The 9,820-nt window shown below is 64.9% G+C and carries 12 protein-coding genes and 1 pseudogene; all 13 read right to left on the bottom strand.

What is annotated here, in order from left to right; genetic code table 11:
• Nucleotides 1-33: 33 nt before the first annotated feature.
• A complete protein-coding gene (locus EH199_RS23525; RefSeq protein WP_223806900.1) occupies nucleotides 34-1,143 on the bottom strand; it encodes a replication initiator protein A in 1,110 nt (369 codons plus the stop codon).
• A gap of 18 nt (nucleotides 1,144-1,161) precedes the next feature.
• Complete coding sequence (locus tag EH199_RS23520) at nucleotides 1,162-1,443, bottom strand: AlpA family transcriptional regulator (protein ID WP_124811468.1); 282 nt, start codon at nucleotides 1,441-1,443, stop codon at nucleotides 1,162-1,164.
• Nucleotides 1,444-1,582: 139 nt separating this feature from the next.
• Nucleotides 1,583-2,125, bottom strand: a complete 543-nt coding sequence (locus EH199_RS23515) for a DUF2285 domain-containing protein (RefSeq protein WP_223806899.1) — start codon at nucleotides 2,123-2,125, stop codon at nucleotides 1,583-1,585.
• Nucleotides 2,049-2,357 carry a transcriptional regulator domain-containing protein gene (locus tag EH199_RS23510; RefSeq protein WP_006022609.1) on the bottom strand — a complete coding sequence of 103 codons (309 nt, stop codon included), beginning with the start codon at nucleotides 2,355-2,357 and terminating at the stop codon, nucleotides 2,049-2,051. Before EH199_RS23510 ends, EH199_RS23515 begins: the two co-directional genes overlap by 77 nt.
• A 111-nt stretch (nucleotides 2,358-2,468) precedes the next feature.
• Nucleotides 2,469-2,723 carry a DNA -binding domain-containing protein gene (locus EH199_RS23505; protein WP_006022610.1) on the bottom strand — a complete coding sequence of 85 codons (255 nt, stop codon included), beginning with the start codon at nucleotides 2,721-2,723 and terminating at the stop codon, nucleotides 2,469-2,471.
• A 113-nt stretch (nucleotides 2,724-2,836) separates the two neighbouring features.
• A complete protein-coding gene (locus EH199_RS23500; protein ID WP_006022611.1) occupies nucleotides 2,837-3,091 on the bottom strand; it encodes a hypothetical protein in 255 nt (84 codons plus the stop codon).
• A gap of 184 nt (nucleotides 3,092-3,275) precedes the next feature.
• Complete coding sequence (locus EH199_RS23495) at nucleotides 3,276-3,599, bottom strand: DUF736 domain-containing protein (RefSeq protein WP_006022612.1); 324 nt, start codon at nucleotides 3,597-3,599, stop codon at nucleotides 3,276-3,278.
• Between the two features lie 581 nt (nucleotides 3,600-4,180).
• Entirely contained in the window at nucleotides 4,181-4,621 is a 441-nt protein-coding gene (locus EH199_RS23490; protein WP_006022613.1) for a hypothetical protein, read from the bottom strand.
• A 142-nt stretch (nucleotides 4,622-4,763) separates the two neighbouring features.
• The gene (locus EH199_RS24555) at nucleotides 4,764-4,931 is read right to left on the bottom strand and encodes a hypothetical protein (RefSeq protein WP_006022614.1); all 168 of its coding nucleotides are present in this window, start codon (nucleotides 4,929-4,931) and stop codon (nucleotides 4,764-4,766) included.
• A gap of 178 nt (nucleotides 4,932-5,109) precedes the next feature.
• The gene (locus EH199_RS23485; protein WP_033965850.1) at nucleotides 5,110-5,592 is read right to left on the bottom strand and encodes a hypothetical protein; all 483 of its coding nucleotides are present in this window, start codon (nucleotides 5,590-5,592) and stop codon (nucleotides 5,110-5,112) included.
• 55 nt (nucleotides 5,593-5,647) lie between these two features.
• Complete coding sequence (locus EH199_RS23480; protein ID WP_006022616.1) at nucleotides 5,648-6,571, bottom strand: DUF2493 domain-containing protein; 924 nt, start codon at nucleotides 6,569-6,571, stop codon at nucleotides 5,648-5,650.
• A gap of 308 nt (nucleotides 6,572-6,879) precedes the next feature.
• Entirely contained in the window at nucleotides 6,880-7,917 is a 1,038-nt protein-coding gene (locus tag EH199_RS23475) for a toprim domain-containing protein (RefSeq protein ID WP_006022617.1), read from the bottom strand.
• Nucleotides 7,917-9,752, bottom strand: a pseudogene (locus EH199_RS23470) (strawberry notch C-terminal domain-containing protein); the annotation flags it as partial. The pseudogene EH199_RS23470 and the gene EH199_RS23475, both read right to left, overlap by 1 nt.
• Nucleotides 9,753-9,820: the final 68 nt, after the last annotated feature.

Here is a 9,820-nt window from a genome sequence, read left to right as displayed (position 1 = left end):
TCCGCTGAGGTGTACGATTCTTGCCGAGCCTACTCATGATTCGGCTCGCAGTTCGTGAACTGAGTTCGCTCTCTTGGCACACAGTTCGCTGACTCGGCACCGGTTCGCTGAACACGGCACATCGACAAGGTTTTCCACCTCGCGCGCGCGCTCTTCAAAGTTAGATTCTCTGTTAGATTCTAAGTTAGGGGCGCGATTTTCTGTTCTGCTGTCGTGGGTTAGACCCTGTTTCGGTTCCCGTTGGCACGAGGGGGCGGTTCCTGATGGCACGCGCTTTCGGGTTCCCGATGGCACGAAGCCTTTCACAGCTTTTCCACAGGGCGGAGTGCGCTCGAATGCGAGCAAGGTTCTGCCGCCGGCCTCGATCTCCAGAAACAACGTGTAGCCCGGAAGCGGCTGGCGACGGATGATGTCGCGTAGCTCGAACGCGAAGCGTTTGAACGGCGACAGGGCGCCGGATTTCTGGTGAAGGTGGCGGAAATCGAACCGCCAGCCATTGCGCTGGCGCCCGCCGTGCTTGCGCACCAGGCGATAGAGCCAGCGATCAAGGCCGCCGGTGAGATCGAAGTAGGCGCGGTCGATCGTCAGCACGAGCGCGTCGTCGAGAACGGCCTGATAGAACCAGTCAGGCACGATCATCTCGATCCCGTCCGGCTTGCCGCTCCGGTCGGTGCGCTCCTTCCACTCGTTGATCCACGAGAAGCGGTGACGCCGACCCTCAGTGGGCTGGCGGATCGAGGTGCAGACCGTCGTGGATTGCAGGCGGTCGAGCGCGGCTTTCAGGCGCTGATAGTCGCGCAAGGATGTGCCGCGGCCGATGAACTTCAGGATTTCATAGGGCGTGGCGACCATCAGACGCGATGTGCGCAAACCTGCATCACGCGCCTCGACGATCTGGCTCGCCGCCCAGATCAGGATGTCGGCGTCCCATATGGTCGCCATGCCATGATCGGGCACGGCCTCGACGCGGATCGACACGTCGCCGGCACAGAAATCTATCGGCGCGATACGATGGGTCTTGGAGAGGGAGAAAAACGGATAAGCCATGAGATCCTGCGCGTCTCGTGGCGCGAACTCGCCGGGGAGCGCACGGAACAGGTCGAGCTGTCCGCGCTCCGAGAGGGACTGGTGTCGCGCCGCCATTCGGGAAACCGCTCGCGGTCAGCGCGCGTAGCGGCCGGGTTGCGGCGCGGAGGGCAGCGTCTGCCGTTTGGCCGGCAGGACGGCGCCACGCGGATCGGAGGTCGAGGTGACGGCGCCGCGCGCAGCCCAGGCTTCGAGATCGTCGACGGCGTAGACGACGCGGCCGCCGAGCTTCCGGTAGGCCGGGCCGGTGCCGTAGGTGCGGTGCTTTTCGAGTGTGCGGGCCGACAGACTGAGGAATTCGGCGGCTTCCTTGGTGCGCAGGTAGCGCGGCGGGAGAACGGCGAGATCAGGTCGCATGGGAGGGCCTCCGTGGGTTCGTTGGGGCCGCCGGGAAGCGGCGGGTAACGAAGGCCACGTTGGCGAAGCAGGGCCGGCGAGATGCAGGGCGAATTCAGGGGGGCCTAAATTCGCCCACCAAGAGTCGGATGGAGATCGGCTAAAGTTGCCGCCGATGACGAAGCAACGTGCGATACCCACCCACCATCATCGCGCGGGCATCTCGAAGCAGGGCTTTGGTGGCGTGGCGGGCGGAAGATGCCTGCCAGTCGTCGCGACCGAGAGCGCCGATCCGAAATATGACCTGCGCAATTTCTTGCTGGGTCGCGCCCGCGCGATGACCGTCGAAGGCCTGCAGCATCCGGCACAGCCGAGCACGTTGCTGCCGTGTCAGTCGGGTGTCGGGCGGTATGGCGCGGCCATGGAGGGCGGAGAGCAAGCGGGCGACCGATTGGAGCCGGTCGAAGCCTTCCAGGCCGAGCGGGATGAAGGCGCCAAGAGATTTGGCGGGTCGTGTCTCGGACGGATGAACAAGCGCTACGCGCTGACCGTTTCCGAGATCGAGAACCAGATGGGTCTCGCTGCCGACATCGACGCTTACGGCGGCGTCGATCGTCGGTTGGGGATCAGCGCTTGCGGACGGAATATCCGGAGGTGGGCCAAGAACGATGGCGCTTGTGTCTTCCTGGGGAAGCCAGATCACCTGCGCTTCGGGAGGTGCCTGCATCGGGTCTACGGGGAAATCGCAACCCCCACCGCTGCCCGATCCCGTCGGTCAGCGTGCGCAGATCACTTTCGCTGTCGCCGAGCGCTTGAAAATCCCTGTCGTAGGTTTCGTTGCGGCGCAGCCATTCCCACGCGACGTCGGACGCGGTCATGTCGGCGACGTGCGCATAGCGTTCCGATGAACGCCAGCCGGAAGCATCTGGTGTCATCGCGATCCTCCCTAGTCTTTGAATTTGTGGGAGAGTCAGGATTCCCGGCTGGGTTGTTCAGTGGAAGTCAGAGGGCCGGCAAAGGGTGGTGCCGAAACGGCATCGCGGCGATCACTGTGCGGAGCGGACCAAGTCTCGATAGCCGTGCTCGGTCATCCACTGCGCGCGGGCGAGATGCGTGTCATGGACCTGGCGGCACCGCTGCGGCTCACGTGCCGTATCGAGGCCAAAGAGAATCTGGACGGCTTCGCGCCAATCAGCTCCGTCGCGCGAGGAATCGAGCAGGCGCAGATAGAGAACCATATGCTCGCGGTCATAGGCCGTGAGGGTCTGGCTGATCGGAGGCGCATCGAGAAACGGCGGCATCGCGGATTCCATCAGGCGACTATATTCGCGCGGAAAGCATTCGTTAACACTCGTGCCCGGCATTACTGTGACAACGTGCGATGGATGGTGTGCGCCACGCGATCACGGCGCTGCTAACGCCTCGTCGGCCGGTCGTCCCGCTCATGGAGCAGCAGCACTCCTTCGCCCTTGTCGGTGGAAAGCAGGACGATACCGGCTGTTTCAAGCGCCCTTCGCACCTGATCGCGCGTCGACTCGTACACCTCTAATCCACTTTCGGACTCAAGGCGCTTGAGCGCGGTTAGCGATGTCCGGGCCTTGTCAGCGAGCGTCTCCTGTGTCCACCCCAGCAACGCGCGCGCGGCCCGCGATTGTCGGGCGGTGATCATGCATGATCACCTCCCACCGACGGACACACGCTTGCCAGAACTACGACTATAATAGTCGTTCTTTGCGCCCATTGCGAGGGTAATCGGCGTCTCAGGGCTGGCGGTGCCCTCGCCGGGCGGCCGAAGTGATTCGCGCTAGCAGTGGAAAGGCCCCGGCCTGTTCGGCCGGGGCCTTGCTCGGGGCTCAGTCGCCGCGGCGGGTCGGGCGGGACCAGATCAGCGAGTGGGTGTCGCCGTCCTCGTCGTCGAAGAGGTTGGCGTAGATGGGGGCGTTGAAGCTCGGATCGTCGAGCTTGAGGCCCAGATAGTCGCGGCCCTCGTTGGAGCGCTTGGACCAGGCGGCGCCGATTTCCGCGCGGCCGACCAGAACCCGGTGGCTGGGGGCGTTCTCGCCGGTGGCGCGGGTGTCGGGGACGATGCGCACGCCCTTGGCTTGGACGCTGAGGGTTACGATTTCGCCGGTGAACTCGTTCGAGCCGGTCTTCTTGAAGGTGCCGATGGTCGCCATTGTAAGTCTCCGTTTCGTTTTCGGGACCGCTCCATTGCGGCCTCGATGGCGATCGACAGGCCGGAGGCGACCGACGCCGCATCGCTTGCGACCGGAGCAACGCGGAGGATGGCAGGAACGACTTTGTTGTTTCGCGAGGAATGACGGCCTTGGCCGGCAGGGGAAGAAAGTCGGGACGCGCCGTTGCGGCATAGGCGGTCGAGGCGCAGCCGTCCTTCGGTCAGATCAGGCCATTGGAGAGGCCGTTCGGAGCGGTCTGGAGACAATCAGGAACGGAAGATCATGGCGACCCGGTCGCAACCAGCAGACGGCGCAAGCTGAAGATCATCTGCGACCCGTCCTCCCCTTGTACAGGCGAGGGTCGAGCTTTCGTTTCGAAGTCGGCCAGTGGAGATGACGCCCTCGACTTCGTGTTGCACCGTTCCCGCGCACAGAGGCGCCGAGCAGAAATCCGGGCGCTGTTGAGGCGGCCGCACGATGGGCTTCAGTCAGGTTCCGGTGACGCGGCTCCCTCTCCAACTGCACAACGCTGAGGGCTGAAACCCCCGACTGGTCGTCCCGGCGACGGTTCCGTCGTGGTGTCAGGCTGGTGCAATGCCCTGGCTGGACGGGCCGGTGCTTGCCATCCCAGCGACGCGCGCGAACGCGGTGACGCCGACCGCGACCGCACCGATGACGGAGAACACGAGCTGCCAGGTCTCCGACGGCATGGTGTGTTTCACGATGCCATGCGTGGCGTGGAAGCCGGCGATCGCCGCGGGTGCGACAAATGCCAGCGCGATCAGCAGGCGTGCCCAGAGCGGGCGGACAATTCCAAGCAAGAGCTGCCCCACGCCCAACGTCAGGCCGGCGCCGAGCATGCCGATAAGGATGGCGCCGAGCCAGCCCGCGCCAGTGTCATAGGCCCAGGTGCCGGCGGTCACGCCCGCGAAGAATGGCAGTGCGAACACCGCGAGCGTGAACAGCAACCAGCACAAGATGCCGATGGCTGCGAAGGATAGGACAATGCCGAGGATAATCATGGTGGTGTCTCCGAAAGAGCAAATTCTGACGGTCGCGCCTTCCACCACCACCACGGCGCATTCGGGAGCATAGCAAAAGCTGTGCTCCGTCGGGAGCGGAAACCGCAGGGGTCTCCGCGTCGCCTGGAAGGGTGGCGCGCCGTCATGGCGCGAAGGGATCGACCTCGTGGACGATCTCCGAGACGTCGCCGTCGTATTCGTTTGCGGGTGTCACCGAGAGAGTGCCGTCGCCCGCGCGGAAGATGACGATGACGGCCATCAGCGTGGTGGCGAGGCTGAAGGCGAAGGCGTGTGCGTCGGGGAAGGACATCGATCCGGCTCCTGTTTCGAGCGGAGGACCATCCCCCCGCTGACAGGCGCCCGATGTGTTCGGCCGATGGCCGCAATCACCGCGCAGGCAACGCCGGCGCGGCGGCACGCTATGCGTAGTCCGACCCTTTACGGGTTGATGGCGTCAGGCCATCGGCTGGACCAAGGACCAGCGCCATTCAGCGGGGAGTGGTCTTCTCCGGGCTGGAAGCCGAGTCGATGTGGCCGTGACGTTGGTGAAGCCGTACTGTCTGCGCGAGCTGCCGTGCGACCTCACCTGCGTCATCCGCAAAGCCTGGTGGCCATTTCCTCGACGGCTCGCGCTGAAACCCGCCACGCTGAAAATGCGGATGGAGGTGGCTGATAATCCACTCGATGCGTGAAGGAGGCACCAAGCCGGCTTGAGCCGAATAATGGAGTGCCTTGGCGAGATCGTGCCCGATGTTCGCGCGGTTCCAAACATCATCGGTCGCGACGTTAAGCAGATAGGATTTGAGGAGGAGTTCGATGGCAATTGCAATCGCATGAAGGGCTTGATTGTCGAATCCTTGATCCGCCGCCCATTCGGCGGCTGCAGCCTTCACGGTGGCATTCTCCAGGAAAACCGCAGCGAGAACGGCGTCCGAACGTGCCGGTTTCGGGAGTGGCTTCAGTCGCTGCATTCGTTGCGTTATGCCATAGGCTTGGCCGTTTAGCAGGTGCCCGATGCGGCGGCGCTTACGCGCCGCCGAATTTCCACACCGGGATGCCGAGCTTCTTGGCTTTGTCGGCGAGGTTGTCATTGATGCCGGTGCCGGGGAAGTGCAGCACGCCCTTCGGCAGGATTTGCAGCATCTCGTCATTGCGTTTGAAGGGTGCTGCCCGGCCGTGCTTCGTCCAGTCGGGTGCAAAGCCGATCTGTGGGACATTGCGATTCCTGGCCCAGAGAGAAGCGATCTTCTCGGCACCCTTCGGCGACTTGCCGTGGATCAGCACCATGTCGGGGTGCTTCTCGTGAACCTGGTCGAGCTTGGCCCAGATGAGGTGATGGTTGTCGAAATCGAGCCCGCCGGTGACGGCGATCTTCGGTCCAGGCGGCAGGAGCACTTCCTGCTCGGCACGCTTCTTCGCCATGATGAAGTCGCGGCTGTCGATCATCGCCGAGGTGAGGTTGCGATGATTGACCTTCGATCCTGACCGCGGGAGCCAGGCTTTGCCGACCTGGCGTTCGTAGTGCTCGGCGGCCTGGTCGCGCATCAGTTCGAAGGCGGTCTGGCGTTCGACCTGTGTCTTGCCCTCGGCGATCAGGCGCTCGAGATCGACCGACTTCACCTCGCTGCCGTCCTGTTCGCGTTGGGAGCGCTTTTGGGCCTGCTCGTTGTCGTCGAGCTCGCGGTTGATCCGTTCGGCGGCGCGATGAAAGACGTTCACGGTCGACCAGAGGAGATCGTCGAGGTCGGGTTCGAGGCGCGTGTCCTCCAGGGTCACGATCAGGGCGTCGAAGATGTCGGCGACCGCGCCCGCGACCGCGTTGCCGTCCGGCAGAAGCCGCTGATCGGGTTCGTCGGCGAAAGGCCGGTAGCCGTGGAGCTGCAATTCGTTGAGGACGTGGTCAGTCGGTGAGGATTCGTGGTGCGGTTCGTAGTCGTCGAGATCGCGCATCGGATGCTCCGTCGGATGGACCGCGACCGTCGCGGCCTTCATGGCGACGAAGCACACCGGCGGGGCGGCCCTGCACCCGGAGCGCGAGCGAGGGCCGGAGCGTCAGCGGAGGATGGCGGAGGCCGGCTATTTTGTTTCGCGATGGAAAGCGGCCCCTTGGGGCCGCGCCGGAAAATAGTCGGCCGCAGCCATTGCCGGGCCGGCCTGCCTGTGGGCCGATCGCCCTCTCGAAGGCCGAGGCGCGGTCCTCTCCGATCCGCTGCGTCTGAGCGAGTACGGCGGCGGGGCCGCTGCCGCTTCCTTACCGGCTATGCCGCCAGCGCCATGAAGCGTGCGACGTCCTGCGGCCCGAGCTGTACCCGAGTCTGACTGCGCAATGTCGCGATGCCGAGGGTGCGGAGATCCTCGTTGAAGTCCCCGAGCTGTGGAGAGATCACGATCGCCTCGATCCCGGCCGCGTTCGCCCGTTCGATCAGGCTGTCACGCGCACCATCGCCTGCCGGATCGTCATCGCGCAGGATGTAGAGCCGCCGCAGCGTGTCCGGGAACAGGATGGCGGCGAGATGTGCCGCGGAGAGCGCCGCCACCATCGGCATGTTGGGCACGACCTGGCGGATTGAAAGGACCGTCTCGATGCCTTCGCCGGCTGCCATCACTTCGCCACCAGCGCCAAAGCGGACCGCGTTGCCGAGGAGATCGCCCATCGCCCGGCGCGGGGTTTCGAATGGCGCCTTGTCGTGGCGTCGTGAGTCGAGCCAGGTGCGATGCGCCCCGGTGATCATGCCGTCGAGGTCAGTGACAGCGGCGATCATGGCCGGCCAAGTCTCGGTCGGCGCATGCTCGTCCGGGCGATAATAGCAGTGCGGGTGGAAATACAGATTTCCGGCTCCACGGAGATCCGTAATGCCGCGTTGCCGGAGATACGCCGCGACGATTGTGCCCGCAATCGGCTGCGACATGCGGATGAGGCGCCGTGCGGCTTCGGGCGATCCATGTGGTGCGGGCGCCAGCGGCTGGAAGGCGGAGGGTTCCGGCGCTGGTGGTGGCATGCTGAGGAAGAGCCGAGCCTCGTCGGCGACATCCTTGAAGTCGATGAGGCCGCAGCTCTCGCGGATGACGTCGAGGAGGTCTCCATGCTCGCCGGTAGCGGCGTCAGTCCATTTCCCGGCGGGGCCTTTGGGCGAGTCCTTGAGCCGGACGTACATCGAGCGGCCCTTAGTGTTACGGGCGTCGCCCACCTGCCAGTAGTTGCCCTGACGGTGGCCATTGCTGAGATAATGGCGGCACACCGCCTCGGCCTGTCGGCCGAGACGTTGCGCGAGATCGGATGCGTCGAGACGGGCCATCACGCTGCCTCCCGCTCGCCGACGCGCTGGATCGGGTAGGTGCCGATCAGCTTGCCGATGATGGTCGCGCCGTCCGCGCCGACGGGCACGAAGAAGCGGAGCTTCCACGAGATGATCTCGCTGAAGAGGCCAAAGGCGCGCAGGCGCTCGCGCATCGCGTCGGTGAAGCCGGAGAGTTCGATGCGATCGGCGCCCATGACGCGCACGCGACGGAGTTGGAGGCCTTCGGCGAGATCGAGGATTGTCTTGCCCTCGATGAGCGCGGCATAGGCATGGTCGGCGGACAGGTTCGTCGTTCCGACTGTCGTGGCGTTGGCGACCCATGCGGGCGACACGCGGCGGCCGATGATCCGTTCCCCGTCATCGGTCTGGAGCCGATAGACACGGCTCGACTCGTTGGGCAGCCGCTTCCAGATCGGCAGCAGCAGGCCAGCGACGATGTGGATCGTGGAATCGGAATAGGCTGGCACCTCCGCGATCTCGGCGTTCCAGGCGGCGGTGAACTCGGCGCGACTGGCGGCGATCCAATGGCTTTCGTCCATCATGCGGATGGAGGCGTGATGCTGCTCCATCGGCCGGATCAGCCGCACGCGGCGTTCGATCTCCCCGTCGTCGAGCATCAGCGAAGGCGCTGGAAGCTGAACCGCGGCGCGGTGGGAGCGCTCGTTGACCAGCAACTTGGCGACCGGATCGTCGAGCCAAGCCATCGCCTCCTCGGCGGTCATCGGCCGGTTGCGCTCGCGCTGTTGGATGGTCAGCAGGCTGGTTTCCGCGCCGGTGCCGGGATGGGTGTAGATGGTCTGGCGATCGGTGACGACGAAGCTCTCCGCGCGCAGCGTCTCCAGTCCGATGTCGTAGATGCCGGCGGCGATCGCGCCCTCGACCTTGGCGGTCAGAAGCTGCTCGAAGGCGGCGAACAGGACGTCCTGCAGGTCGATGGTGAGCGCGAGCAGGCGGTTGAGAAAGGTTGTGATCGGCGGGAGCTCGTCCTTGATGCCGTTGTCGTCCATCAGCTTCAGGCCGGTCGTGTCCTCGAACCGCTGGAGCGAGCACCCTTCGATCTTGCCGCGGACGATCAGGATGTAGAGCTGGCGAAGCGCATCGCGCGCATAGTGGCTCTCCAGATTGTCCTCGGGTCGGAACAGGCCCTGGCCGCCGGTCTGGCGCTGTCCGCGCGTGATCGCGCCCAGCGTGTCGAGCCGGCGCGCGATGGTCGATAGGAAGCGCTTCTCCGCCTTCACATTGGTCGCGATCGGACGGAAGAGCGGCGGCTGCGCCTGGTTGGTGCGGTGGGTGCGGCCGAGGCCTTGGATCGCGGCGTCGGCTTTCCAGCCCGGCTCAAGCAGATAGTGGACGCGAAGCCGCGTGTTCCGTGCCGACAGCTCCGCATGGTAGCTGCGGCCCGTACCGCCGGCATCGCTGAACACGAGCACGCGCTTCATGTCGTCCATGAAGGCCTGGGTCTCGGCGAGATTGGCGGACGCCGCGCGGGTCTCGACCACAAGGCGCTGTCCCTTGCGCACGATACGACGCGAGCGGCCGGTGACTTCGGCCACCACGTCCGCGCCGAAATGCTGGACGATCTGGTCGAGCGCGCCCGGCACCGGCGGAAGGCTCGCGAGTTTCTCGATCAGCTCGGTGCGGCGGGCGACCGCCTCGCGGCTCTCGACCGGCTGGCCGTCGCGAAAGACCGGACGCGAGGACATATTGCCCTCGCCGTCGCTGAAGGGCTCGTAGAGCTGCACCGGGAAGGAATGGGCGAGATAATCGAGGACATATTCTTTGCAGTCCGCGATTATGTCGAGTCCGGCAGCCGGAGGCTCGGATTTGCGTCGGTTCGTCATGATTTCACTCCAGATAATATGAGCGTTGGGGGAATGTCCGGGGACGGGCTAGGCCCGCC

The organism is Novosphingobium sp. LASN5T (assembly GCF_003856955.1).
Lineage (GTDB): Bacteria > Pseudomonadota > Alphaproteobacteria > Sphingomonadales > Sphingomonadaceae > Novosphingobium.
This window is presented reverse-complemented; position numbering and strand designations above follow the sequence as displayed.

Excerpts from the sequence above, each read along its gene's own strand:
- EH199_RS23490 (WP_006022613.1), bottom strand. The coding sequence starts at position 4,621 with ATGATTATCCTCGGCATTGTCCTATCCTTCGCAGCCATCGGCATCTTG.
- EH199_RS23485 (WP_033965850.1), bottom strand. The coding sequence starts at position 5,592 with ATGCAGCGACTGAAGCCACTCCCGAAACCGGCACGTTCGGACGCCGTT.
- EH199_RS24555 (WP_006022614.1), bottom strand. The coding sequence starts at position 4,931 with ATGTCCTTCCCCGACGCACACGCCTTCGCCTTCAGCCTCGCCACCACG.
- EH199_RS23510 (WP_006022609.1), bottom strand. The coding sequence starts at position 2,357 with ATGACACCAGATGCTTCCGGCTGGCGTTCATCGGAACGCTATGCGCAC.
- EH199_RS23520 (WP_124811468.1), bottom strand. The coding sequence starts at position 1,443 with ATGCGACCTGATCTCGCCGTTCTCCCGCCGCGCTACCTGCGCACCAAG.
- EH199_RS23495 (WP_006022612.1), bottom strand. The coding sequence starts at position 3,599 with ATGGCGACCATCGGCACCTTCAAGAAGACCGGCTCGAACGAGTTCACC.
- EH199_RS23505 (WP_006022610.1), bottom strand. The coding sequence starts at position 2,723 with ATGCCGCCGTTTCTCGATGCGCCTCCGATCAGCCAGACCCTCACGGCC.
- EH199_RS23525 (WP_223806900.1), bottom strand. The coding sequence starts at position 1,143 with ATGGCGGCGCGACACCAGTCCCTCTCGGAGCGCGGACAGCTCGACCTG.
- EH199_RS23480 (WP_006022616.1), bottom strand. The coding sequence starts at position 6,571 with ATGCGCGATCTCGACGACTACGAACCGCACCACGAATCCTCACCGACT.
- EH199_RS23500 (WP_006022611.1), bottom strand. The coding sequence starts at position 3,091 with ATGATCACCGCCCGACAATCGCGGGCCGCGCGCGCGTTGCTGGGGTGG.
- EH199_RS23475 (WP_006022617.1), bottom strand. The coding sequence starts at position 7,917 with ATGGCCCGTCTCGACGCATCCGATCTCGCGCAACGTCTCGGCCGACAG.